The organism is Mesorhizobium sp. M2A.F.Ca.ET.043.05.1.1 (genome assembly GCF_003952445.1).
In the GTDB taxonomy this organism is placed as follows: domain Bacteria; phylum Pseudomonadota; class Alphaproteobacteria; order Rhizobiales; family Rhizobiaceae; genus Mesorhizobium.
Genome location: NZ_CP034446.1, coordinates 4,187,415 through 4,210,863 on the forward strand (window position 1 = coordinate 4,187,415; position 23,449 = coordinate 4,210,863).

At 63.6% G+C, this 23,449-nt stretch carries 23 protein-coding genes; 14 read left to right on the forward strand and 9 right to left on the reverse strand.

Going from position 1 to position 23,449, the window contains the following annotated elements:
* Window positions 1–42 precede the first annotated feature (42 nt).
* The 9 genes from EJ069_RS20340 (at window position 43) to EJ069_RS20380 (ending at window position 9,371) form a co-directional block, all read left to right on the forward strand.
* Entirely contained in the window at window positions 43–816 is a 774-nt protein-coding gene (locus EJ069_RS20340) for an enoyl-CoA hydratase (RefSeq protein WP_126062827.1), read from the forward strand.
* Between the two features lie 291 nt (window positions 817–1,107).
* Entirely contained in the window at window positions 1,108–1,374 is a 267-nt protein-coding gene (gene rpsT, locus EJ069_RS20345; RefSeq protein ID WP_040985913.1) for a 30S ribosomal protein S20, read from the forward strand.
* An 842-nt stretch (window positions 1,375–2,216) separates the two neighbouring features.
* Window positions 2,217–3,764 carry a chromosomal replication initiator protein DnaA gene (gene dnaA, locus EJ069_RS20350; RefSeq protein WP_126062828.1) on the forward strand — a complete coding sequence of 516 codons (1,548 nt, stop codon included), beginning with the start codon at window positions 2,217–2,219 and terminating at the stop codon, window positions 3,762–3,764.
* Between the two features lie 200 nt (window positions 3,765–3,964).
* Window positions 3,965–5,083 (forward strand): DNA polymerase III subunit beta, encoded by a 1,119-nt coding sequence (gene dnaN / locus EJ069_RS20355; protein WP_095819339.1) that lies wholly within the window; start codon window positions 3,965–3,967, stop codon window positions 5,081–5,083.
* A gap of 81 nt (window positions 5,084–5,164) precedes the next feature.
* Window positions 5,165–6,325 (forward strand): DNA replication/repair protein RecF, encoded by a 1,161-nt coding sequence (gene recF, locus EJ069_RS20360; RefSeq protein ID WP_126062829.1) that lies wholly within the window; start codon window positions 5,165–5,167, stop codon window positions 6,323–6,325.
* A 137-nt stretch (window positions 6,326–6,462) separates the two neighbouring features.
* A complete protein-coding gene (locus EJ069_RS20365) occupies window positions 6,463–7,218 on the forward strand; it encodes a molybdopterin-synthase adenylyltransferase MoeB (RefSeq protein ID WP_126062830.1) in 756 nt (251 codons plus the stop codon).
* A 4-nt stretch (window positions 7,219–7,222) separates the two neighbouring features.
* Window positions 7,223–7,711, forward strand: coding sequence for a GNAT family N-acetyltransferase (locus EJ069_RS20370; RefSeq protein ID WP_126062831.1), 489 nt, complete (start codon window positions 7,223–7,225; stop codon window positions 7,709–7,711).
* Window positions 7,708–8,961: an aconitase X catalytic domain-containing protein gene (locus tag EJ069_RS20375; protein WP_126062832.1), complete on the forward strand. Its 1,254-nt coding sequence runs from the start codon at window positions 7,708–7,710 to the stop codon at window positions 8,959–8,961. Before EJ069_RS20370 ends, EJ069_RS20375 begins: the two co-directional genes overlap by 4 nt.
* On the forward strand, window positions 8,958–9,371 hold the full coding sequence (locus tag EJ069_RS20380) for a DUF126 domain-containing protein (RefSeq protein ID WP_126062833.1): 414 nt from the start codon (window positions 8,958–8,960) through the stop codon (window positions 9,369–9,371). The genes EJ069_RS20375 and EJ069_RS20380 overlap by 4 nt, the downstream gene beginning before the upstream one ends.
* A gap of 4 nt (window positions 9,372–9,375) precedes the next feature.
* Here EJ069_RS20380 and EJ069_RS20385 read toward each other — a convergent pair whose 3' ends face one another.
* On the reverse strand, window positions 9,376–10,377 hold the full coding sequence (locus EJ069_RS20385; RefSeq protein ID WP_126062834.1) for a D-glycerate dehydrogenase: 1,002 nt from the start codon (window positions 10,375–10,377) through the stop codon (window positions 9,376–9,378).
* Between the two features lie 269 nt (window positions 10,378–10,646).
* Between EJ069_RS20385 and EJ069_RS20390 the strand changes: the two genes are divergently transcribed.
* Complete coding sequence (locus tag EJ069_RS20390) at window positions 10,647–11,204, forward strand: SH3 domain-containing protein (RefSeq protein WP_126062835.1); 558 nt, start codon at window positions 10,647–10,649, stop codon at window positions 11,202–11,204.
* 141 nt (window positions 11,205–11,345) lie between these two features.
* Here EJ069_RS20390 and EJ069_RS20395 read toward each other — a convergent pair whose 3' ends face one another.
* Together EJ069_RS20395 and irrA are read right to left on the reverse strand one after the other, a co-directional pair.
* Window positions 11,346–11,732: a DUF4260 domain-containing protein gene (locus EJ069_RS20395; RefSeq protein WP_126062836.1), complete on the reverse strand. Its 387-nt coding sequence runs from the start codon at window positions 11,730–11,732 to the stop codon at window positions 11,346–11,348.
* Between the two features lie 4 nt (window positions 11,733–11,736).
* Window positions 11,737–12,168 (reverse strand): iron response transcriptional regulator IrrA, encoded by a 432-nt coding sequence (gene irrA / locus EJ069_RS20400; RefSeq protein ID WP_042647097.1) that lies wholly within the window; start codon window positions 12,166–12,168, stop codon window positions 11,737–11,739.
* A 250-nt stretch (window positions 12,169–12,418) separates the two neighbouring features.
* Between irrA and fabA the strand changes: the two genes are divergently transcribed.
* From fabA to EJ069_RS20420, 4 genes are all read left to right on the forward strand, one after another.
* Window positions 12,419–12,934 carry a 3-hydroxyacyl-[acyl-carrier-protein] dehydratase FabA gene (fabA, locus tag EJ069_RS20405; RefSeq protein ID WP_040985924.1) on the forward strand — a complete coding sequence of 172 codons (516 nt, stop codon included), beginning with the start codon at window positions 12,419–12,421 and terminating at the stop codon, window positions 12,932–12,934.
* A 116-nt stretch (window positions 12,935–13,050) separates the two neighbouring features.
* On the forward strand, window positions 13,051–14,271 hold the full coding sequence (fabB, locus tag EJ069_RS20410; protein ID WP_126062837.1) for a beta-ketoacyl-ACP synthase I: 1,221 nt from the start codon (window positions 13,051–13,053) through the stop codon (window positions 14,269–14,271).
* Window positions 14,272–14,284: 13 nt separating this feature from the next.
* Entirely contained in the window at window positions 14,285–15,097 is an 813-nt protein-coding gene (gene fabI / locus EJ069_RS20415; RefSeq protein WP_112127956.1) for an enoyl-ACP reductase FabI, read from the forward strand.
* Between the two features lie 102 nt (window positions 15,098–15,199).
* Window positions 15,200–16,753 carry a bifunctional diguanylate cyclase/phosphodiesterase gene (locus EJ069_RS20420; protein ID WP_126062838.1) on the forward strand — a complete coding sequence of 518 codons (1,554 nt, stop codon included), beginning with the start codon at window positions 15,200–15,202 and terminating at the stop codon, window positions 16,751–16,753.
* A gap of 119 nt (window positions 16,754–16,872) precedes the next feature.
* Here EJ069_RS20420 and EJ069_RS20425 read toward each other — a convergent pair whose 3' ends face one another.
* The 6 genes from EJ069_RS20425 to rbfA form a co-directional block, all read right to left on the reverse strand.
* A complete protein-coding gene (locus EJ069_RS20425; protein ID WP_126062839.1) occupies window positions 16,873–17,880 on the reverse strand; it encodes a class I SAM-dependent methyltransferase in 1,008 nt (335 codons plus the stop codon).
* Window positions 17,881–17,950: 70 nt separating this feature from the next.
* Window positions 17,951–20,101 carry a polyribonucleotide nucleotidyltransferase gene (gene pnp, locus EJ069_RS20430; RefSeq protein WP_126062840.1) on the reverse strand — a complete coding sequence of 717 codons (2,151 nt, stop codon included), beginning with the start codon at window positions 20,099–20,101 and terminating at the stop codon, window positions 17,951–17,953.
* Between the two features lie 364 nt (window positions 20,102–20,465).
* Window positions 20,466–20,777, reverse strand: a complete 312-nt coding sequence (rpsO, locus tag EJ069_RS20435; RefSeq protein ID WP_280952563.1) for a 30S ribosomal protein S15 — start codon at window positions 20,775–20,777, stop codon at window positions 20,466–20,468.
* Window positions 20,778–20,926: 149 nt separating this feature from the next.
* Entirely contained in the window at window positions 20,927–22,021 is a 1,095-nt protein-coding gene (corA, locus tag EJ069_RS20440) for a magnesium/cobalt transporter CorA (RefSeq protein ID WP_126062841.1), read from the reverse strand.
* Window positions 22,022–22,067: 46 nt separating this feature from the next.
* The gene (truB, locus tag EJ069_RS20445) at window positions 22,068–23,027 is read right to left on the reverse strand and encodes a tRNA pseudouridine(55) synthase TruB (RefSeq protein ID WP_126062842.1); all 960 of its coding nucleotides are present in this window, start codon (window positions 23,025–23,027) and stop codon (window positions 22,068–22,070) included.
* Window positions 23,027–23,443 (reverse strand): 30S ribosome-binding factor RbfA, encoded by a 417-nt coding sequence (gene rbfA, locus EJ069_RS20450; protein ID WP_126062843.1) that lies wholly within the window; start codon window positions 23,441–23,443, stop codon window positions 23,027–23,029. Before rbfA ends, truB begins: the two co-directional genes overlap by 1 nt.
* Window positions 23,444–23,449 lie beyond the last annotated feature (6 nt).

A 23,449-nucleotide genomic window follows, 5' to 3' on the forward strand; every position in this document is an offset into this window, starting at 1 on the left:
GGAACGGTATCGATCATCCCACCCCCGCGGAGGAAGCGAACCATGACCTATGAAACCATTCTCGTGGAGATACGCGGCAAGGTCGGGTTGATCACGCTGAACCGGCCCAAGGCGCTCAATGCTCTGAATTCGCAGGTGCTTGCGGAGGTGGTTGCGGCGGCGAGCGCGTTCGATGCCGATCCCGCCATCGGCGCGATGGTGCTTACGGGCTCGGAAAAGGCGTTCGCCGCCGGCGCCGACATCAAGGAAATGCAGGCGATGTCCTTCGCCGACGCCTACACGCAGGATTTCTTCGTCGGCTGGGAGGAATTCACTCGCACGCGCAAGCCCGTCATCGCGGCGGTCGCGGGCTACGCGCTCGGCGGCGGCTGCGAGCTGGCCATGATGTGCGACTTCATCATCGCCGGCGACAACGCCAAATTCGGCCAGCCCGAGATCACCCTCGGCGTCATGCCGGGCATGGGCGGCTCGCAGCGGCTGACCCGATTCGTCGGCAAGTCCAAGGCGATGGACATGTGCCTGACCGGGCGGATGATGGACGCGGCCGAGGCCGAGAGGAGCGGGCTGGTGTCGCGGGTGGTCCCGGTCGCCGAGCTGCTCGACGAAACGCTGAAGGCGGCGGCGAAGATCGCCGAGTTCTCACTGCCGTCGGTGATGATGACAAAGGAGGCCGTCAACCGCGCTTACGAGACGACGTTGGCCGAGGGGCTGCGCTTCGAGCGCCGTCTTTTCCACTCGCTGTTTGCGCTCGACGACCAGAAAGAAGGCATGGCCGCCTTCGTCGAGAAGCGGAAGCCGAACTTCACCAACCGCTAAAGCATGTCTCCCGAAAGTGGGAACCGGTTTCGGGATAAAGACATGCGTAAAATCAAAAACCTAAGGCGCATGGAGCGAATCTGAAAGATCGCGACGCGCTTTAGGCGCTTCGCCCAGGTGGCCGCGATTTTGCGGGACATGACATCGGGGCCCAAAAAGACCGCGAAGCGGCGTTGACGAGGCGGAAAAGCTGAACTATAAGCCGCACCAACCGAGGCGGCCCGTGGCTGCCCGTTTGTTTTTTGCGCCCTGCGACATCGCTGGCGTTCACCAGATCAGAAGAGAGGCATCATGGCCAATACTTCCTCGGCCAAAAAGGCTACGCGCAAGATCGCCCGCCGCGCTGCGGTCAACAAGAACCGCCGCTCGCGCGTCCGCACCTATGTCCGCAAGGTCGAAGAGGCACTGGCCGCCGGCGACAAGGCCGCTGCGGTGGAAGCCTTCAAGGCTGCCGAACCGGAATTGATGCGCGCCGCCACCAAGGGCGTCGTCCACAAGAACACGGCTTCCCGCAAGGTTTCGCGACTGGCTCAGCGGGTCAAGACGCTGTCGGCCTGATCGACTCAATCCTCGATCCCTCGATTTGGAACCCGGCCGCACAGGCCGGGTTTTTTCGTTTGCCGGCAAGTACTTAAAAAGTTCGCCCGCAAGCTGCACTTGTGAGGCGATTCAAATGCCGGTATTGTTTTGCCGGCATATACAGCGCCGCTTATATCTGCGCGCCTCCGCCGCGGCACCTGCCCAAATTCCCCTGTCAGAAATTTCTCATTCTTTTCAGGTACTTACAGACGGTCATCCACAGCTTGTTCAACGCACGGCCGGACCGCGGGGGAGAAGTAGCTGTCAAGAGAATTATTTCAGAATATTTCGTTTCGGGCGGTCTTTTTCATATTCGCCGGAAAAGGGTTTGAATCACAATGGCTTTGTCAAAACGTGCCGTCGCAGCACCCGAATTCAAGTCCCGTTCGGTAACCAGATTCGTTAAAAAACCGTTAGATGTGGCCTTGCCCTATCCACAGCGATTTCGGTAATGTCCATCCATCGAAGGGACGGGCACTAAGCCCCTGACCCAGCCTGAATCGGCCAGCACAAAATGGCAGAATTCATGACGTGGAGCAATTCCGCGCGTGGCTTGGTTTGTCTCTTCGGTGCGGTAGGGGACTGGCGTAATTGTACATTGGCGGTCGATGTCTCGCCGGCGTTTTCGCCGGAGGGTGGCGTATTGCCTTGTCTTTGTCGGAAGCCGGCGTGCGGAGCCGGCGGCTGGTCCCTTGCGCGAGTTGCGATGACCGTTTGCCGGCGGCGGCAGCGGCAGCGCGGCGAATGAGGTCGCCGGACCAAGGATGCAGGAGGCGCATCCCCGGCGGGAAAAGGGTACGAGAAGACAAGGAACTGTGATCATGCAAAGCGGCATCGAGAGGGAGATAGCGGGCGATCTCCCATTTCCAGCAACTTTTGTCGGAGAGGGCGACGTGGCGGTATCCAGCGACGCGGAACAGAAGTTCGAACGGGTCAAGGCCCAGTTGAAGGCGCGTCTCGGGGCCGAGGTCTATTCGAGCTGGTTTGGTCGCATGAAGGTCGCCGAGGCTTCCCGCGGCATTGTCCGCATCTCGGTGCCGACCGCCTTCCTGCGGTCATGGATCAACGGCCACTATCTCGAGCTTATCGCGGAGCTGTGGCGGCATGAGGATCCCGACGTCCTCAAGATCGAGATCGTCGTGCGCACCGCGACGCGCCAGGGGCGCAACCATGTCGAGCCGGAAATCGCGCCGGCCCGCAAGACGACCAGGCAGACGCACACCGCGCTGGCCAACGGCACCGCGAGCGCCGGACGCGTGGAACAACGGGCGCCGGCGCCCCGCCAGGGCGCATCCGCGGAACCGGAGTTCCGCCACAATGTTCTGGGGTCGCCACTCGACCCGCGCTACACGTTCGCCTCCTTCATCGAGGGACCGTCCAACAGGGTGGCCTTCGCGGCGGCGAGAGCCGTGGCGGAATCGCAGTCGAGCGCGGTGCGTTTCAACCCGCTTTTCCTGCATGCCACCGTCGGGCTCGGCAAGACGCATCTCTTGCAGGCGATCGCGGCGGAATCGCTGCGGCACAATCCGAAGTCGCGCGTCGTCTATCTGACGGCGGAGTATTTCATGTGGCGCTTCGCCACCGCGATCCGCGACAACAACGCGCTGACGCTGAAGGAGCAGCTGCGCGACATCGATCTCCTGATCATCGACGACATGCAGTTCCTGCAAGGCAAATCGATCCAGCACGAATTCTGCCACCTGATCAACATGCTGCTCGACAGCGCCAAGCAGGTGGTGGTCGCGGCCGACCGGCCGCCGTCGGAGCTGGAATCGCTGGAGCCTCGCGTGCGGTCGCGCCTCAATGGCGGCGTGGCGCTTGAAATGTCGGCGCCGGATTTCGCCATGCGGCTCGGCATGCTGAAGCTGCGCCGCGCCACCGCCAAGAGCGATGACACATCGCTCGACATCTCGGACGAGATCCTGGAGCATGTCGCCCGTACGGTCACCGGCAGCGGGCGCGAGCTTGAGGGCGCCTTCAACCAGCTTCTGTTTCGCCAGTCCTTCGAGCCGCAGATCACGATCGACCGCATCGACGAGATCCTCGGCCACATCTATCGCTCGGGCGAGCCGAAGCGGGTGCGCATCGAGGACATCCAGCGCATCGTGGCGCGCCATTACAACGTGTCGAAGACGGAGCTTCTGTCCAACCGGCGCACGCGCACCATCGTCAAGCCGCGGCAGGTGGCCATGTATCTGTCGAAAGTGATGACGCCGCGCTCGCTGCCGGAGATCGGGCGGCGTTTCGGCGGCCGCGACCACACGACCGTGCTGCATGCCGTGCGCAAGATCGAGGACCTTTCGGGCGGCGACAACACGCTCGCGCAGGAGCTCGAACTGCTCAGAAGGCTGATCAACGACCAGGCCTGAGGCAATGCGAAAATGGCCGGCGACCCGCTTCGCCGGCTTTATCCCCAGAAAGCCCGCGCAACCGGCTCGAACCGGTGCCGCGGGCTTGCCTTTGCAGGCTTTTTACTGTCAGCTTACGGAGATTCTGGAAGCCTTTCAGGGCTTTCGCGGGATGCCGCCTGCCGGTGACCCGTTCATTCATTGAAGCGAGCCTGTTCGTCATGCGTGTTATCCTGGAACGGTCAAATCTCCTGAAGTCACTCAACCACGTCCACCGAGTGGTCGAGCGGCGCAACACCATCCCGATCCTCTCCAACGTGCTGCTCAGCGCCGAGGGCGCGAGCCTCGAGATGAAGGCGACCGACCTCGACCTCGAGGTGACGGAGGCGACACCCGCCAAGGTCGAGCGCGGCGGCGCGACGACGGTGCCGGCGCATCTGCTCTATGACATCGTGCGCAAGCTTTCCGATGGCGCGGAGGTGATGCTGAAGACGGACGAGGACGGCAACGCGATGACCGTCACCTCCGGCCGTTCGAGCTTCCGCCTGCAGTGCCTGCCGCAATCCGACTTCCCGGAGCTTTCGGCTGGCTCGTTCTCGCATATCTTCCGGCTGGAATCGGCGGCGCTGAAGGGGCTGATCGACAAGACCCAGTTCGCCATCTCGACCGAGGAAACGCGCTACTACCTCAACGGTATCTACCTGCACGCCGTCGAAGTCGGCGGCAAGCTGAAGCTGCGCTCGGTGGCGACCGACGGACACCGCCTGGCGCGCGCCGAGATCGACGCGCCGGCAGGTTCGGAAGGCATGCCGGGCATCATCATTCCGCGCAAGACGGTGAGCGAGCTGCAGAAGCTGGTCGACGACCCCGATGTCGCGGTGACGACGGAACTGTCGGACACCAAGATCCGCTTCACCATCGGCAGCGTCGTTTTGACCTCCAAGCTGATCGACGGCACCTTCCCCGACTATCAGCGCGTGATCCCGACCGGCAACGACAAGAAGCTGATCATCGATCGCCAGAGCTTCGCCGCCGCGGTCGACCGCGTCTCGACCATTTCCTCCGAACGCGGCCGGGCCGTGAAGCTGTCGATCAATGACGGCCAGCTCACGCTCGCGGTCAACAATCCGGATTCGGGCAGTGCCACCGAGGAACTGGCGGCCGACTATTCGTCGGATCCGATCGAGATCGGCTTCAACGCCAAATACCTGCTCGATGTGGCGGCCCAGCTCACCGGGTCGGAGGCCAAGTTCATGCTGGCCGACGCCGGCTCGCCGACGCTGATCCATGACATGGCCGACGAAACCGCGCTCTATGTGCTGATGCCGATGCGGGTCTAGGTCTCTTTGTCGACGCAATTCCGGACGGAAACCCGCAGTGCACTTTTCCTGGAATTGCTTTAGCGGACCTGATGTGTCGCCGTGACCGCGGATGCGAAACAGCTTCGGCAGCAAAGCTACATAAGTAAGTTAACGCTTACGAATTTCCGCAACTATGCGGCACTTTCGCTGGAACTTGCCCCTGGCGCGGTGGTGCTGTCGGGCGACAATGGCGCCGGCAAGACCAATCTCCTGGAAGCGATCTCGTTCCTGACGCCTGGCCGGGGCCTGCGCCGCGCGCCTTATGCGGATGTGGCGCGCGAAGGCGGCGACAGCGGCTTCGCCTTGCATGCGCGCATCGAGGGGCCGGAGGGCCAGGTCGAGATCGGCACCGGCATTTCCGGCGGCGACGCCGCCGGCGAAGGCGGCAGGAAGGTGCGGATCAACGGCGCGCCGGCGCGATCGGCCGAGGATATGCTCGAATGGCTGCGGGTCGTCTGGCTGACGCCGGCGATGGACGGGCTGTTTCCCGGGCCGGCGGCGGACCGACGCCGCTTCCTCGACCGGCTGGTGCTGGCGATCGACCCTGGCCATGGCCAGCGCGCGCTCGACTATGAGAAGGCCATGCGTGGGCGTAACCGTCTGCTTACCGAAGGTTCCCGCGACGGCGCCTGGTTCGACGCGATCGAGACGCAGATGGCCGAAACCGGCGTGGCGATCGCCGCGGCGCGGGCCGAGTTGGTGCGGCTGCTTGCCGCCATGATCGACAGATTGCCCGGCAGCGGGCCGTTTCCGCAGGCCGATATCAGCCTCGCCGGCGATCTTGAAAGCGCGCTTGGCAGCGCACCGGCGGTCGATGTTGAGGAACGCTATCGCGCCGCTCTTGCCAATGGCCGTGAACGCGACCGCGCCGCCGGCCGCACGCTGGACGGTCCGCACCGCTCCGATCTCGTGGTGCGGCATCGGCCGAAGTCGATGCCGGCGGAACTTTGCTCGACCGGCGAGCAGAAGGCGCTGCTGGTCGGTATCGTGCTGTCGCATGCCAGGCTGACCGGCGAGATGTCGGGTCTGACGCCGATCCTGCTCTTGGACGAGATCGCCGCGCATCTCGATGCAGGCCGGCGCGCAGCGTTATTTTCAATCCTCGAGGAGCTCAACTGCCAGGCCTTCATGACCGGCACGGATGCCGCCCTATTCTCGAGCCTTGAAGGCCGGGCGCAGTTCCTGACGGTCGATCATGGCAGCGTCGAGCCGACCGGCTAGCCCGTGAAGAAGCTATTTCGGCGCTGCGCCACCAGGCTTTGCCTTGCGTCGTGCGAAACCTTTGCCTCGTCATGTGGACCACAAGGCTTTGCCTTGCGCTTACTGACAAGGCTCTGCACCAGCGATAAAGTCCAGCCATGACCGATGCCGCCCTCACCGACGAAGAGCTCGAACGCTATGCCCGCCACATCGTGCTGACGGAGATCGGCGGGCCAGGGCAGCAGAAGCTGAAACGAGCGCGGGTGCTGGTGATCGGCGCCGGCGGGCTCGGCGCGCCGGTACTGGAATATCTTGCCGCCGCCGGCGTCGGCACGCTCGGCATCGTCGACGACGACACGGTTTCGCTGTCCAACCTGCAGCGGCAGGTGATCCATGGCAGCGATACGATCGGCATGGCCAAGACCGACAGCGCCGCGGCAGCGATCATGCGCCTCAACCCCAACGTCGCGGTGGAAACGCACGGCCTGAGGCTAACGGAAGAGAACGCCCCTGCCCTCGTCGCCCGTTACGATGTCGTTGTCGACGGTTCCGACAATTTCGAGACGCGCTACGCGGTCGCCGATGCCTGCGCCAGCGAGAAGAAGCCCCTGGTGACGGCCGCCGTCGGCCGCTTCGACGGCTCGGTCACGGTGCTGAAACCGTTCGAGACAGGCGCCGACGGCAAGCGCAACCCGAGCTATCGCGACCTGTTCCCAGAGGCGCCTCCCGAAGGGCTGGTGCCGTCCTGCGCCGTTGCCGGCATTGTCGGCGCGCTGACGGGCGTCATCGGCGCGCTGGAGGCAATGGAGGCGATCAAGCTGATTACCGGCATAGGCGATCCGCTCATCGGCCGGCTACTGCTCTATGACGGGCTCACAGCCCGCTTCGACACCATCCGCTACAAGGCCGTCTGAGCGTATGGACCAGACCGTCGGCATTTCCATTATCGGCCTTCCCGCGGATTTCGACGGATGGGACGACTTGCTCGCGCTGATCCGCCGCGCCTTTGCCTATATGGACGGCGTCATCGACCCACCGTCATCGGCGCATCTTCTGAGCGCCGACAACCTTGCCGGGAAGGCGAAAAAGGAGACGTGCTTTGTGGTCGTCGAGAACGGCCGCGTCGTCGGCTGCGTCTTCGCGCTGGAGCGGGCGCGGGATTTCTATGTCGGCAAGCTCGCAGTCGAGCCAGCGCTCCAGGGTCAGGGCCTCGGAGCCCGGCTGATGCAAGCGGTGGAGGATCTTGCCCGGGCGCGCGGCAAGGATGCGATCGAGCTGCAGACCCGTATCGAGCTGACCGCAAACCACGCGGCCTTCGCCCGGCTCGGCTTTCGCGAGACCGGGCGCACGGCGCATGCGGGCTATGACAGGCCGACCTCCATCACCATGCGCAAGGTGCTGTCTTGAGTCTTGCCCTCAGCCCGGAAGAACAGGCGATCGCCGCCAGCCACGACGGCGCGGGCATGGCGATGCGCATCGTTGCCGAAAGCGCCAGGCTGCTCGGCGCGCCGGGGCTGATCCCGATCGCGTCCGCGCATATCGACGGGGCGCTCTATCACGGCGATTCCGGCACGCTGTTCGCCGAAAGGCTGGTCGAAGGCGGCACGAAGGTCGCGGTGCGCTCGACGCTCAATGTCGGAGCGCTCGACCTGATGGGCTGCTCGCGCATCCGCCTGGAAGAGCCGCAGCGCGGCATGGCGCGGCGAATGATGGAAGCCTATCGCAAGCTCGGCTGCGAGCAGAGCTGGACCTGCGCGCCCTATCAGGCCGGACACAGGCCGGCACAGGGCAGCGATGTGGCCTGGGGCGAGTCCAACGCGGTTGTCTTCTGCAACTCGGTGCTGGGCGCGCGCACCAACCGCTACGGCGATTTTCTCGACATTGCCTGCGCCATCACCGGCCGCGCGCCGGACTACGGCCTGCATCGGCCTGAAAACCGCCGGGCGCGGCTTGTGTTCGACGTCTCGGGCCTGTCGCCCTCCTTCCTTGCCTCGGAAATCGCCTGGCCTGTCCTGGGCAGCCTCTACGGCCGCGAGGTCGGCAACGCGATCGGCGTCCTCAGAGGAGTGGCCGGTCATCCCGGCGAGGATGCGCTGAAAGCCTTCGGCGCGGCGGCCGCATCGTCTGGCGCGGTCGGCCTGTTCCACATAGCCGGCGTCACGCCCGAGGCTCCCGAGGTCGCAACCATCCTGGCCGGGCCGGAACCGGAAGCGGTGATCCGCGTGACGCCTGAGATGGTTGCCAATGCCCGCGCCGGCCTGTCGACCGCGTTAGCGCCTAAAGCCATCGATGCGGTGGCGATCGGCAGCCCGCATCTGTCGCACGCCGAGTTCGAAAGCCTGGAGCGGCTGATCGCCGGGCGGCGGCTCGCGGTGCCGATCTATGCCTGCACCGGCCGCCATGCGCTTGCCCTGCTGGAGAAGGACGGCCGGCGAAAGAGGCTCGAGGCCAGCGGCGTGGTCATCGTCGCCGACACCTGCGTGGTGGTGACGCCGATCATGCCAGACATCGGCAACGGCGTGCTGATGACCAATTCGGGCAAGTTCGCCCATTACGCGCCGGGCAACACCGGCTATGCGGTGCTCTACGCCTCGCTCGCCGATTGTGTCGAAAGCGCGGTCCGCGGCAAGCCGGTCTTGACGGATATCGCCGCATGAACTCAGCAGCCGAAATCCTGGTGCCGGGCAAGGCCGGCGAAGGCGAGGCCCTGGTGCTGACGGCGCCGATCAGCTTCTGGGGCGGCGTCGACCCGAAGACAGGCCGCATCGCCGATGTCCGCCACCCGCAGCATGGCGAAGTCATTGCCGGCCGCGTGCTGTTCCTGCCGAGCACGATCGGCTCGTCATCGGCTTCGGCGGTGCTGATGGAGCTTGTCTACAACGGACGCGCGCCGGTGGCCCTGCTGTTGCACGAGCCGGACGCCATCCTGCTGCTCGGCCTGATCGTCGCCCGGGAAATGGGCTGGCAGACGCCGATCGCGGTGAGGCTCGACCGCGGCGCGTTCGACGCCTACCGCGGAGGCGCGGCAACCGTCACTGCGGACGGCGCGATTACCATGGCCGTTTAAGCCTTTAGGTCCTCAGCGGCAGAACACGGTCCGGCGGGCGGTGGCCGTCGAAGAAGGCGCGGATGTTGATGATCACCTTCTCGCCCATGTCGATGCGGCCCTCGAGCGTAGCCGATCCCATATGCGGCAGAAGCACCACCTTGCCCTTGGCGGCAAGCTTCAGGAGCTTGGTGTTCAGCGCCGGCTCGTGCTCATAGACGTCGAGGCCGGCGCCGGCGATCTTGCCGTCATGGATCAGCTTGATCAGCGCTTCCTCGTCGATGATGTCGCCGCGCGCCGTGTTGACCAGGTAAGCCGAAGGCTGCATCAGCGCCAGCCGGCGGCCGGACAAAAGGTGGAACGTCGCCGGCGTCGAGGGACAATTGACCGAGATGATGTCCATGCGGGCCAGCATCTGGTCGAGGCTTTCCCAATAGGTTGCCTCCAGCTCCTCCTCGACCGCCGGCAGCACGCGGTGCCGGTTGTGATAGTGGATCGAGAGGCCGAAGGCCTTGGCCCGCCTGGCGACCGCCGTGCCGATGCGGCCCATGCCGACAATGCCGAGACGCTTGCCCCAGATGCGTCGGCCGAGCATCCAGGTCGGCGACCAGCCGGCCCATTTCTTCTCGCCGGTCAGCACATTGGCGCCTTCGGCGAGCCTGCGCGGCACGGCGAGCATCAGCGCCATGGTCATGTCGGCGGTGTCTTCGGTGAGCACGTTCGGCGTGTTCGTGACGGTGATGCCTTTCTTGGCGGCCGCCGCGACGTCGATCTTGTCGACGCCGTTGCCGAAATTGGCGATCAGCTTGAGGTTTTCGCCGGCCTGCGCGATCAGCGCCGCGTCGATGTGGTCGGTGATGGTGGGAACCAGCACGTCGGCTTCCTTGACCGCCGCGACCAGCTCCGGCTGGGTCATCGGCCGGTCCTCGACGTTCAGCCTTGCGTCGAACAGCTCGCGCATGCGGGTCTCGACAGGGTCGGGCAGCTTGCGCGTGATGACGACGAGGGGCCGTTTTTTGCCTGCCATTTTATCCCCGAAGCTTGCTAGATCAGGTTGACGTCTCGTTGAATCGTCATCCTGATCCTGCTCTTTTTTGGAGCATGATCGTTTCCGAAAACCGATTCCCACTTCTCGGGATCATGCTCTCGAAACCGATCTCGTTGAGACCTCTTTAACCAAGACCGGCGAAACTTGTAGCCAGTCGCGGCATCAGCCCACTCCTGTAACAAGCGGTGCCGCCGAAGACAAAGAAAAAGGGGCGCTCATCCGACGGACCGGCGCCGAAAGGAACGAAAGTGTCTGGTTTCGCGTCGCTTCGCCTGACCCTCAGCGCAGCCATTCTTGGCGCCCTCCTTTGCGCGCCGCAGGCATTCGCGCAAAGCGCGGCCGCGCCGGCGCAAACCATAACGCTTGGTCCGAGCGGTTTGCCGCTGCCGCGCTTCGTCAGCCTGAAACCGGCCCGCGTCAATTCGCGCGTCGGCCCCGGCGCCAATTATTCCGTCAACTGGATGTATCTGAAGGCCGGCCTGCCGATGGAAGTCATCCAGGAATTCGACACATGGCGGCGCGTGCGCGATGCCGACGGATCGGAGGGCTGGATCAACCAGTCGCTGCTTTCCGGCCGGCGCACCGCCATCGTCGCGCCCTGGCAGCGCGGCAAGGGCGGGCAGGTCAACCTGCTCGACGAGCCCGACAAGGACGCCGGTGTCATCGCCATCATCGAGCCGGGCGTGATCGGCTCGATCAAGAAATGCGACGGCCAATGGTGCGAGATGACCTTTGATGGTCACACCGGCTGGATGGCCCAGTCGCAGGTGTGGGGCGCCTATCCGGGCGAGAAGTTCAAGAACTGAGGCGCATCGATATTCAGGTGAGGCCGGCCTGCGAATGACGGCTTCCTGCGCTTCCGGTGCTGACGTACTTTCAGTACGCTCCGCTCCGGTTCTCGGAAACCATCATTCTCGACTCGGCCTGATCTGAATCTCGATGCGCCCCTAGCCGGCAGCGCCGCTGCGGTCGCGGCCAATGCGGCCGAGATGCGTATCCTGAAAAGCGGTGGGCAGCTTGAGGCCGTAGCCGAGGGCACGGTCGATGGCGATGTGCGCTATCCAGATAAGCGCCACCGCGGTTGTGAGCGGACCAGAGAGCAACGCGCCCGCGAGCAGAAGGACCAGCGGGGCAATCAGGATATGCAAGGCGTTATAGGTGACGGCGCCGAGGCGCGGCCCGGCGAGGTAGCCCAGCATCGACAGGTCCGGCGCCAGGATAAGCAGCGCAAACAGCCACCAGGAAAAGTGGGCCAGCGCGTAGCAAACGACGGCCAAGGCGGCGACGGTGACCCACTCAAACCGGACGATCAGGTCGACGGGCCGCGTCGCCACGGGATCAGTCGCCGCGCTTCGGGCGAAGCCTCACGACGATGTCGACATTGGCGATCTCCATGCCCTCCGGCGGTGCCGGCAGGTTGGAGACTGTGACCGGTCCGCTTTCGATGTCGAAAATCCGGTTCTCGCCCTCGACGTAGAAGTGATGATGGTCGGAGGTGTTGGTGTCGAAATAGGTTTTCGAGCCTTCGACCGCCAGGATGCGCAGCAGCCCGGCCTCTGTGAATTGATGGAGCGCGTTATAGACCGTCGCCAATGAAACCGGCACGCCGGCGGCGATCGCCTCTTCATGCAGTTCCTCGGCCGAAAGGTGGCGGTCGCCCTTGGCGAAAAGCAGATCGGCCAGCGCGATGCGCTGGCGCGTCGGCCTCAGGCCGGCTTCGCGAACCCGCTTGTCCACAGCGACATTTTCCTTCCGGTAGCCCGAATCCATCTCTTCGCTTCGAAGCTTGTTGCCCAGCCCATCAACAGGTCCAGAGTGGCAAAAAGACGTCGAAAGCCAAAACCGGACATCAGCCGACATATATTCTGTAGTCTGAATGCGATCAATAGCGCGCGCATTGACCCGGGCAGGCGCACGGGTTAAGCGCAAACGCCGGTTTCCGGCCGCAAACAGAGTGTGTTAGGAAACCAACGAGAAGGGCGCCCTGCCGCCCGCGAAAGAACACGGGGACGGAAATTTGATGGCGGATCAAAAGTCCAGCTACGATTACGAGGAACTGCTCGCCTGCGCCCGCGGCGACCTGTTCGGGCCGGGCAACGCCCAGCTGCCCTACCCACCTATGCTGATGTTCGACCGCATCACCGAGATCAGCGAGACCGGCGGCGCCTTCGACAAGGGCTTCATCCGCGCCGAATTCGACATTAAGCCGGACCTGTGGTTCTTCGCCTGCCACTTCATCGGCAATCCAATCATGCCGGGCTGCCTCGGCCTCGACGCCATGTGGCAGTTGACGGGTTTTTATCTCGGCTGGCTGGGCGAACCCGGCAAGGGCATGGCGCTTTCGACCGGCGAGGTGAAGTTCAAGGGCATGGTGACGCCGTCGGTGAAGAAGGTGGAGTACGGCGTCGACTTCAAGCGCGTGATGCGTGGCCGGCTGGTGCTCGGCATCGCCGATGGCTGGCTTAAGGCGGATGGCGAACCCATATACGCCGCCACGGATCTGAAGGTCGGCCTGTCCAAACAGTCGGCCGCCTGACCGTTTTTCGCCACGGCGTCCGCGTACCCAATGGGCGCCACGTCAGTTTATTTGCGTATGATCACAGGCGAAAACCGGCTAGGTTTTCCGCCCGGATACGCCGGAAGGAGTTGCGAATGAGACGGGTCGTAGTGACAGGGCTCGGCATTGTGTCGTCGATCGGCAACAATGCCAATGAGGTCCAGAGCTCGCTTTACGATGCCAAATCCGGCATCAGCTTTTCCAATTCCTTCGCCGAGCACGGCTTCCGCTGCCAGGTCTGGGGCGCGCCGACGCTCGATCCTACCCCGATGATCGACCGCCGCGCCATGCGCTTCCTGAGCCAGGGCGCGGCCTGGAACCATGTTGCCATGGACCAGGCGATCGCCGATGCCGGGCTTGGCGAGACCGACATCACCAATGAGCGGACCGGCATCGTGATGGGGTCCGGCGGACCCTCGACCCGCACCATCGTCGAGGCGGCCGAAACCACGATCAAGAACAACAGCCCCAAGCGCATCGGTCCATTCGCCGTGCCGAAGGCGATGTCGTCGACGGCCTCGGCGACCCTGGCCACATGGTTCAAGATCCATGGCGTCAACTACTCGATCTCGTCGGCGTGCTCGACCTCGGCGCATTGCATCGGCAACGCCTATGAGCTGATCCAGTGGGGCAAGCAGGACATGATGTTCGCCGGCGGCCACGAAGATCTAGACTGGACGATGTCGGACCTTTTCGACGCCATGGGCGCCATGTCGTCGAAGTTCAACGACAAGGCAACGGCCGCCTCGCGCGCCTATGATGTCAACCGCGACGGTTTTGTCATCGCCGGCGGCGCCGGCGTGCTGGTGCTGGAGGAATTGGAGCACGCCAAGGCGCGTGGCGCCAAGATCTATGCCGAGATCGTCGGCTATGGCGCGACCTCCGACGGCTACGACATGGTCGCGCCTTCGGGGGAAGGCGCCATCCGCTGCATGCGGCAGGCGCTTGCCACCGTCTCGACCCCGGTCGACTACATCAACACCCACGGGACCTCGACGCCGGTCGGCGATTCCAAGGAAATGGGCGCCATCCGCGAAGTGTTCGGCGACAAGATGCCCTACATCACCTCGACCAAGTCGCTCACCGGCCATTCGCTGGGGGCGGCCGGCGTGCAGGAATCGATCTATTCTATCCTGATGATGCAGGGCGGCTTCATCGGCGAGAGCGCCCATATCGAGGAGCTCGATCCGGAATTCGAGGGCATGCCGATCGTGCGCAAGCGTATCGACAACGCCAAGATCGACACCGTTTTGTCCAATTCCTTCGGTTTCGGTGGCACCAACGCAACGCTGATTTTCCAGCGCTATTCCGCATAAGGATCTGCCTTTTATGGAAGGGTTGATGAAGGGCAAGCGCGGGCTTGTCATGGGGGTCGCAAACGATCATTCGATCGCCTGGGGCATTGCCAAGAAATTGTCCGAGCACGGGGCGGAGCTTGCCTTCACCTATCAGGGCGACGCCTTCGGGCGGCGCGTCAAGCCGCTCGCCGAGAAGGTGGGCGCCTCCTTGATCGTGCCTTGCGACGTCGAGGACAGCGCTTCCGTCACCGCGACCTTCGAGACGCTCGGCAAGGCCTGGGGCGGGCTGGACTTCGTGGTGCACGCCATCGGCTTTTCCGACAAGAACGAGCTCAAGGGCCTCTACGCCGACACCAGCCGCGACAATTTCGTGCGCACCATGGTGATCTCCTGCTATTCCTTCACCGAGGTCGCCCGCAACGCCGCCGCGCTCATGGGCAATGGCGGCTCGATGATCACACTGACCTATGCCGGGTCGGTGCGGGTGATGCCGAACTACAATGTCATGGGCGTCGCCAAGGCCGGGCTCGAGGCCAGCGTTCGCTACCTTGCCAATGACTACGGGCCGCGCGGCATCAGGGTGAACGGCATCTCGGCCGGACCGGTGCGTACGCTGGCCGGCTCTGGCGTTTCGGACGCCCGCCACATGTTCTCCTATCAGCAGCGGAACTCGCCTCTGCGGCGCACCGTGACCCTGGACGAAGTCGGCGGCTCGGCGCTTTACCTGCTCTCCGATCTTTCGTCGGGTGTCACCGGCGAGATCCATTATGTGGATTCCGGCTATCACATAGTTTCGATGCCGTCGCTGGAGGAGCTGAAGCAGAACGACGGTGGTCGCGAATAGTTCGCTAAGGCAAACAATATTTTCCAGTAAAATTGCAGGCATCGGCGGAAACTCATTTTAAGGAGATTTCCGCTACAAGGCCCCTTAATCCAGGGACCTTGCATGTCTGCAATCAGTAACCCGAAGCGAACACCGCTGTTCCGGCTGATCACCATCGCCAGCTCCGGCATGGGCAGTTTCATCCTCGGATTGTGGGGGTTGCAGTTCGGCTTCGGCGATGGCATAGCCGGCATGCCGGCTGAGACGATGATAGGCGCCATCGCCGCGCTGTGCGCCCTTGCCGCCGGCGGTGCGGCGATGTCGTTCTTCGCCGGCGTCGATGAATCGGTGGCCTATGTCGTCAAGGAAACCCATTTCGACAAGCTGACGGGTCTTTTGTCGCGCCAGGCCATGGTCGGCGAGATTGCCGATGCCGCCGCCGGAACGATCCGAACCGGCGAGCCGGTGTTCCTGATCGACATCGATATCGACCGCTTCAAGCAGATCAACGACGCCATCGGCTACAGCCATGGTGACGACCTTGTCCGCGCCTTCACCAGCAGGCTGAAGGAGAGCATGCCGAAGGATGCTGTGATCGGGCGCATTGGCGCCGGCGAGTTCGGCGTGCTGCTGCCGGACCGCGACATCCGTGGTTCGATCGAGCGGCTGATCGAAAAGCTCATCAGCGATATGATGGAGCCTTACCAGTTGCAGACCCACCTGCAGTCGGTCAGCCTGTCGGTGGGCATCGTGGCGATGCCGAAGGACGGCGTCGACCCGGTCCTGGTCCTGCGCCGTTCGAACCTGGCGCTGCAGAATGCACGGGCCAGCGGCGTCGGCAACTGGTCTGTCTTCCACGCCGACATGGGCCGCGTGGCCGACTATCGGCAATGGATCGAATCGGAGCTGAAGACCGCTTTCGACCGCGGCGACTTCAGTCTCCACTACCAGCCGCAGCTCAACCTGCCGAGTGGTCGCGTCGTCGGCTACGAGGCGCTGATCCGCTGGAAGCATCCGGAGCGCGGCATGATTCCGCCGATGGAGTTCATTCCAATCGCCGAGGAAACCGGCATGATCAATCCGATCGGCGAATGGGTGCTGCGCAAGGCCTGCAGCGACGCCAAGCATCTGCCGCAGGACTGCTTCGTCGCCGTCAACATCTCGCCGGTCCAGTTCATGACCAGGGATTTCGTCGGCATCGTGCGCGAGGTGATGGAATCGACCGGCATCAAGCCGTCGCGGCTGGAGCTCGAGGTCACCGAGACGGCGATGATGCAGGATCGCGACCGCGCCGCCGCGATCCTGGAGCAGCTTGCCGAGATGGGGATTTCGGTGGCCGTCGACGATTTCGGGACCGGCTATTCCAATTTGAGCTACCTGATCGACTTCTCCTTCGGCAAGCTGAAGATCGACCGTTCCTTCGTCAGCCGCATCGACACCGACTCCAGTTCCGGCGCGATCGTCTCGACCATTGTCGGCCTGTCGCGGGCGCTGGGCGTCGGCATCATCGCCGAAGGCGTGGAAACAGAGAACCAGGCTACGCTGCTCAGGGCCGCGGGCTGCGAGGTGGTCCAGGGCTATCTGTTCGGCCGCCCGGCCCCGCTCAAGGTCGAGCTCGGCGAGATGCGGCCTGCCATCGAAGCGCGCGAGCCCGCCCGTATCGTCAGCCTGCATTAGAGCTACTTTCTCCTGGCGCAATTCCGGACGGAACATCGCTCCGCACTTTTCCTGGAATTGCTTTTTTCCTGGCGCAATTCCGGACGGGAAACCGCTCCGCACTTTTCCTGGAATTGCTTTCAGCGGCGCGCCGACAACACCTTGAACATGCCGTCGCGGGCGATCTCGGTATGGTTGGCAAAAGCCTCGGACAGCACCTGTTCATAGGGAAGCTGGCGATTGGCGACCATGAATAGGCGACCGCCCGGTTTCAGCGCCTTCGACGCCGCGCGGATCATGCCGGCGCCAATGCCGGGCTCGGCGGCGCGGCCGCTGTGGAAAGGCGGGTTCATGACGATGGCATCGTAGCGCCGCTCGACCGCCTCGGTGAGCAGATCGATCCAGAAGAAGCGCGGCTCGATGGCGCCACGGACATTCAACCTAGCTGCTTCCAGTGCTTCGAAGTCCGCTTCGTAAAGATCAAGCGCGGTGAGGCTCTGCGAGCACTGCAGGACTTCCGCCGCCAGATAACCCCAGCCGGCACAGAAATCAGCGACATTGCCTTTGAGATCATCAGGCAGGCTAGCGGCCAGCAGTTTCGAACCGGCGTCAATCCTGTCAAACGAGAACATGCCAGGCGCGGTTTTGAAACCGCCTTCGACAACAAGGTCGGGGTTGCCGGCGCGCAGCGTCGCGGCTGCTCCCATGCCGGCCCGCCGGAACCAGAAGGCAACGCCGTGATGCTTCGGCAGGTGACCTTCGAGCGGCGCCAGCGCGTTGATCCGCTTGCGCAGGCTGTCGGTGCCGTCATCCTTGCCACCCGCGACAGCGATCAGCCCGCCCGGCGCAACACGCTCGAGTGCTTCGGCGATGCGCAACTCATTGTGGCCCCGATGACGGCCGGCAAGCACGAGAGCCATGTCGTAACCTTGGCCTTCCACACGCGGCGTGACCGTGTAGCCGGACGCCTGCAAGGCGCGGAAATGCGGTCGAAAGCCTTGCACGAGATGCAGCGCCGCATCAAAGCCTTCGGGAAAGCGGAAGCCGGGCTCGGCGCCCAGAAAGAGAACGCGGGCATCCTTTCGCGGCAGAGGCAGCGCCTCGGCCTCGAACGGGTAAAACAGCGTCTTCAGCGGTTCGGCGGCCATTCATCCACCCTCGAAACAAAACGGGCGCGGCCTTGCGGCGCGCCCGTCTTAAACTATCCAGCCAGACCGATCAGGCGGCGTCTTCCTCGCCTTCGGCCTTCTTCTTCTCCTGGACGATTTCCTTGCCGGTCGCCTGGTCGACGACCTTCATCGACAGGCGAACCTTGCCGCGCTCGTCGAAGCCCATCAGCTTAACCCAAACCTTGTCGCCTTCCTTGACGACATCGGAGGTCTTGGCGACGCGCTCATTGGCGAGCTGCGAGATGTGGACGAGACCGTCGCGCGGGCCGAAAAAGTTGACGAAGGCGCCGAAGTCGGCCGTCTTGACGACGGTGCCTTCGTAGATCTCGCCGACTTCCGGCTCGGCGACGATGGTGTGGATCCACTTCTTCGCCGCCTCGATCTCCTTGGCGTTGGCCGAAGCGATCTTGACCGTGCCGTCGTCCTCGATGTTGATCTTGGCGCCGGTCTTCTCGACGATCTCGCGGATCACCTTGCCGCCGGAGCCGATGACGTCGCGGATCTTGTCGGTCGGGATGTGCATGACCTCGATGCGCGGCGCGAATTCGCCGAGCTCGGCCCGGGCGCCGGACAGCGCATGCGCCATCTCGCCAAGGATGTGCAGGCGGCCGTCCTTAGCCTGGCCAAGGGCGATGCCCATGATCTCCTCGGTGATGCCATCGATCTTGATGTCCATCTGCAGCGAGGTGACGCCATTGGCGGTGCCGGCGACCTTGAAGTCCATGTCGCCGAGATGGTCCTCGTCACCGAGGATGTCGGAGAGCACCGCGAAGCGCTCGCCTTCCTTGATCAGGCCCATGGCGATGCCGGCGACAGGCTTGGCCAGCGGAACACCCGCATCCATCAGCGCCAGCGAAGTGCCGCACACGGTCGCCATCGACGACGAACCATTGGATTCGGTGATCTCCGAGACGACGCGCAGCGTGTAGGGGAACTGTTCCGCCGAAGGCAGCATCGGATGGATGGCGCGCCAGGCGAGCTTGCCGTGACCGATTTCGCGGCGGCCCGGCGAGCCCATGCGGCCGGTCTCGCCGACCGAGTAAGGCGGGAAGTTGTAGTGGAGAAGGAACTTCTCCTTGTACATGCCGGTCAGCGAATCGACGAACTGCTCGTCCTCGCCGGTGCCGAGCGTGGCAACCACCAGCGCCTGGGTCTCGCCGCGGGTGAACAGCGCCGAGCCATGGGTGCGCGGCAGGACGCCGACCTCGGACACGATCTTGCGCACGGTCTTGAGATCGCGGCCGTCGATGCGCGAGCCGGTGTCGAGGATGTTCCAGCGCACGACCTTGGCCTGGAGCTCCTTGAAGACGCTGCCGATCTGCTCGGAAGTGTACTTGGCTTCCTCGCCTTCTGCCGGAGCGAAGGCAGCCTTGACCTTGGCCTTGACGGCATCGACCGCGGCATAGCGCGACTGCTTGTCGGTGATCTTGTAGGCCTCGCGAAGCTCGTCGCCGACGACCTTCAGCATCTCGGCCTCGAGCGCGGAATAATCCGGCGCGGTGAAGTCGCGCGGCTCCTTGGCGGCGACCTCGGCCAGCTTGATGATGGCATCGATGACCGGCTGGAAGCTCTTGTGGCCGAACATGACGGCGCCGAGCATCAGGTCCTCGGAGAGTTCCTTGGCCTCGGATTCGACCATCAGCACGGCGTCGGCGGTGCCGGCGACGACGAGGTCGAGCTTGGATTCCTGCATCTCGTCGATATGCGGATTGAGCACATATTCGCCGTTGATATAACCGACGCGGGCGCCGCCGATCGGACCCATGAAGGGCACGCCCGAAAGCGTGAGCGCGGCGGAGGTGGCGACGATCGACAGGATGTCCGGATCGTTCTCGAGGTCATGCTGCACGACGGTGACGACGATCTGGGTGTCGTTCTTGTAGCCGTCGGCGAAAAGCGGGCGGATCGGACGGTCGATCAGGCGGGAAACCAGCGTTTCCTTTTCGCTCGGACGCCCCTCGCGCTTGAAGTAGCCGCCCGGGATCTTGCCGGCGGCATAGGTCTTTTCCTGGTAGTTGACGGTGAGCGGGAAGAAATCGAGGCCGGGCTTCGGCTCCTTCATCGAGACGACGGTGGCCAGAACCACGGTCTCGCCATAGGTGGCGAGCACCGCGCCGTCAGCCTGGCGGGCGATCTTGCCGGTCTCCAGGATGAGCGGACGGCCGCCCCATTCGATTTCCACTTTGTGATGATTGAACATATCTTGTCCTTCATATGCGGAAAGGGCCGCACCGTCCTAACGGTCGCGGGTTCTCCCTTTCCTGGCTTCCTTCGGGCAGCCACGGGCAAGACAACGGGAAGCTCGACAGTTCCGGCGCAAGGCCGAGCGAGCATCCTGCAATCCTGCCCCATGACCGTCCATGGGCGGTTCCGGATAGCCCTCTGCGGTCCGGAACCCGATTGGCCGGCTGGTCGGCCGGCCTTGCGCTTGACGCCGGAAACGCTGTTTCCGGAACGCGCCATGCGCGCAGGCGAATTTCCTTTTTCAGCATTGCGGCAGCGGACTATCCGATGCGCCAATGCGCGACCGGCGGGCCCCCTTGGAGAGCCCGCCGGCCAATTGGTCAGCGACGGAGACCGAGCTTGTCGATCAGCGTCTGGTAGCGCGCGTCATCCTTGCGCTTGAGATAATCAAGCAGGCTGCGGCGCTGGGAAACCAGAGCAAGCAGGCCACGGCGGGAATGGTTGTCCTTCTTGTGGTCCTTGAAATGCTCGGTCAGGTTCTTGATGCGCTCGGAAAGAATGGCAACCTGGACTTCCGGAGATCCGGTATCGCCCTTGGCGGTTGCGTATTCGGTCATCAATTCCTTCTTGCGATCGGCAGTGATCGACATCGTGCTTTTCCTTATCTGTTGGAGGAAACGGGACGCCCACAGCCGGGATGTCGTCCAGCAGGGGCCAGTGCAAGCGACGCGTCAGGGCGCGAAGCTGCGGCGCATATAGTGCAATTCCGGAAAAAACACCAGCCCAATTGTCAAGCCGGCTTGTCGCAGGTTCTGGCGGCGAAAACCGGGGAATTCAAAGGCTACAACCACTTCTTCCCTTTGAAGAACGCGATCAGCCCGACAGCAACGACCGCCATGAACAGCAGCGACGCCGGATAACCGTAATAGGCTTTCAGCTCGGGCATGTTCCAGGGCGAGCTTTCCGGGTCGAAATTCATGCCCCAGACGCCGACCAGGAAGGTCAGCGGCATGAAGATCACCGAGACGATCGTCAGATAGGAAATGACGTCGTTGGTGCGGGCCTGGGACAGCGAGAGATGCATCTCGATCAGGCCGGTGAGCATGTCGCGCTGGTTCTCGACCAGCTCGATCAGCCGCAGCGAATGGTCGAGCGTGTCGTTGAAGAAGATCTTGGTTTCGGCCTTCACGAAGGGCACGTCGTTGCGGATCAGCGTCGCCAGCGCATCGCGCATCGGCCACAGCACGCCCTTGAGCACGTTGGCGTCGCGCCTGAGCTCATGCAGCTGCCGCATCTGATGCTTGTGCGGCTTGTTCAGCATCTCGTCCTCGATGCCGTCGACCAATTCGCTCGCCGCCTCGATCGGCGGGAAATAGCTGTCGACGATGGCATCGATCAGCGCATAGGCAAGATAGTCGGCACCGCGCGAGCGCAGCCTGTTCGGCATCGCGGCCGCGATGCGCTTGCGCACCGGATCGAACGGATCGCCCTCGCGTTCCTGGAAAGTGACGACGAAATTCCGGCCGAAAAACAGCGAGATCTGCTCGTAGCGATGCGCGGTGACATCGTCGATCATGCGCATGACGACGAAGGCATGGTCCTCGAAGAAATCCACCTTGGGCCGCTGCCCGGTGTTGACGACGTCCTCCAGCGCCAGCGGGTGGAGGTTGAAGATACGGCCGATCTCCTCGATCAGCGGAATGTTGGCAAGCCCCGTGCAATCCAGCCAGACGACAGGCCATTTCTGGCAATGGGTGTTGAGGTCGTCGATCGAGGCATTGTCGATGGTTTCGTATTTCTGCGGCGAGATCAATGTCAGCCGAAGCTCGCTGCGCCGTGCCGCCGGATCGGCGATCAGCGTGCCGGGCGACGCCCCGACCGGCGGCCGGCGGGTTCTCAGCGGCGCCCTCTTGTTGCCTGTATCAGCCTTGGCCATGAGATCCCTGAAGCGTCGGCAGCCAGTGGAGCTTAGACGACCGGATTCACCCGGCAAAGACCCGCTTGGGCTTGAACATGCCCTGCTCGATGGCGCCGATGGCGACGAGCCTGCCGCGCGCGGTGGCGCAGGCCTCCTCCGCCTCGACCGGCGCATCGCGGCCGCGAATGATGACCGGATTGCCAAGGCGGATCTTCGTCGCCGCGTCGTCGCTGACCGCGACTTGCGGCAGGCAATCGAGCGCCGCCGCCGTTTCGACCAGCAGCGCGTCGATGGCGCTGAAATCGACCGGCGCCTCGGCCTTATCCGGACTTTCTTCAGTCTTGCCGCCAAAACGGGCCGCTTCCAGTTCGGCTACCGTGACGAAATCGTCCGGCGTGAACGGCTCGACCTCGACGCGGCGCAATTCAGCGATATGGCCGAAGCAGCCGAGATCGCGGCCCATGTCGCGCGCCAGCGAGCGCACATAGGTGCCCTTGCCGCATTCGACCTCGAAGACGGTCTTGTCGGCATTGTGCTCGATAATATCCAAACGGCCGATTTCAATTTCCCGTGCGGGTATGTCGACCGTCTCGCCATCGCGGGCGAGATCATAGGCGCGCTCGCCGGCGATCTTGACGGCCGAGAATTGCGGCGGCGTCTGCATGATGATGCCGGTGTATTTCGGCAGCAGCGCCCTCAGCTCGGCCTCGGCCGGGCGCCGATCGGAGCTGTTGGTCACCGGGCCTTCGAGGTCGTCGGTCGAGCGCTCCTCGCCCCAGGCGACGGTGAAGCGGTAGATCTTGGCGCCATCCTGCACGTAGGGAACGGTCTTGGTCGCTTCGCCAAGCGCGATCGGCAGCATGCCGGAAGCGAGCGGATCGAGCGTGCCGGCATGGCCGGCCTTCTCGGCCTGAAACAGCCATTTGATCTTGGAAACGGCCTCGGTCGAGCCCATGCCGACCGGCTTGTCCAGCACCACCCAGCCGGAGACCGGCCGACCCTTCTTCTTGCCGCGCCGCGCCACTATTCCTCGTCCTTGCCGTTGTTCTTGCCGTCGCCGAGATCGCGCGCCACTTCGGGCGATTTCAGCAGTTCATTGATCTTCGCGAAATTGTCGAAGGATGTGTCGAGCCGGAAGCGGAACTCCGGCATATACTTCATCTGCCTCAGAGCGCCCGAAACACGGCCGCGGATGAACTTCGCGTGCCTGTTGAGCGCCTCGACCACGGCATTGTCGTCAGCCGCGCCAAGCGGCGAGACGAAGACGGTGGCGATCTTGAGATCGGGCGACATGCGCACCTCGGAGACCGACACGACGCTGTTCTCGACCACCGGATCGATGATCTCGCCGCGCTGCAGCGTTTCGGAAAGGGCATGACGCACCTGCTCGCCGACGCGCAGCATGCGTTGGGAGGGGCCTGACGTTGTCGAACGTGACATTTCTTC

What these genes read in the sequence shown, in the direction of transcription:
- rbfA (WP_126062843.1), bottom strand. Translation starts at nt 23,443, where the DNA reads ATGTCACGTTCGACAACGTCAGGCCCCTCCCAACGCATGCTGCGCGTC.
- EJ069_RS20365 (WP_126062830.1), top strand. Translation starts at nt 6,463, where the DNA reads ATGACCGATGCCGCCCTCACCGACGAAGAGCTCGAACGCTATGCCCGC.
- dnaA (WP_126062828.1), top strand. Translation starts at nt 2,217, where the DNA reads ATGCAAAGCGGCATCGAGAGGGAGATAGCGGGCGATCTCCCATTTCCA.
- corA (WP_126062841.1), bottom strand. Translation starts at nt 22,021, where the DNA reads ATGGCCAAGGCTGATACAGGCAACAAGAGGGCGCCGCTGAGAACCCGC.
- EJ069_RS20385 (WP_126062834.1), bottom strand. Translation starts at nt 10,377, where the DNA reads ATGGCAGGCAAAAAACGGCCCCTCGTCGTCATCACGCGCAAGCTGCCC.
- irrA (WP_042647097.1), bottom strand. Translation starts at nt 12,168, where the DNA reads ATGGATTCGGGCTACCGGAAGGAAAATGTCGCTGTGGACAAGCGGGTT.
- EJ069_RS20420 (WP_126062838.1), top strand. Translation starts at nt 15,200, where the DNA reads ATGTCTGCAATCAGTAACCCGAAGCGAACACCGCTGTTCCGGCTGATC.
- fabA (WP_040985924.1), top strand. Translation starts at nt 12,419, where the DNA reads ATGGCGGATCAAAAGTCCAGCTACGATTACGAGGAACTGCTCGCCTGC.
- EJ069_RS20370 (WP_126062831.1), top strand. Translation starts at nt 7,223, where the DNA reads ATGGACCAGACCGTCGGCATTTCCATTATCGGCCTTCCCGCGGATTTC.
- fabI (WP_112127956.1), top strand. Translation starts at nt 14,285, where the DNA reads ATGGAAGGGTTGATGAAGGGCAAGCGCGGGCTTGTCATGGGGGTCGCA.
- EJ069_RS20380 (WP_126062833.1), top strand. Translation starts at nt 8,958, where the DNA reads ATGAACTCAGCAGCCGAAATCCTGGTGCCGGGCAAGGCCGGCGAAGGC.
- dnaN (WP_095819339.1), top strand. Translation starts at nt 3,965, where the DNA reads ATGCGTGTTATCCTGGAACGGTCAAATCTCCTGAAGTCACTCAACCAC.
- fabB (WP_126062837.1), top strand. Translation starts at nt 13,051, where the DNA reads ATGAGACGGGTCGTAGTGACAGGGCTCGGCATTGTGTCGTCGATCGGC.
- rpsT (WP_040985913.1), top strand. Translation starts at nt 1,108, where the DNA reads ATGGCCAATACTTCCTCGGCCAAAAAGGCTACGCGCAAGATCGCCCGC.
- pnp (WP_126062840.1), bottom strand. Translation starts at nt 20,101, where the DNA reads ATGTTCAATCATCACAAAGTGGAAATCGAATGGGGCGGCCGTCCGCTC.
- EJ069_RS20425 (WP_126062839.1), bottom strand. Translation starts at nt 17,880, where the DNA reads ATGGCCGCCGAACCGCTGAAGACGCTGTTTTACCCGTTCGAGGCCGAG.
- EJ069_RS20340 (WP_126062827.1), top strand. Translation starts at nt 43, where the DNA reads ATGACCTATGAAACCATTCTCGTGGAGATACGCGGCAAGGTCGGGTTG.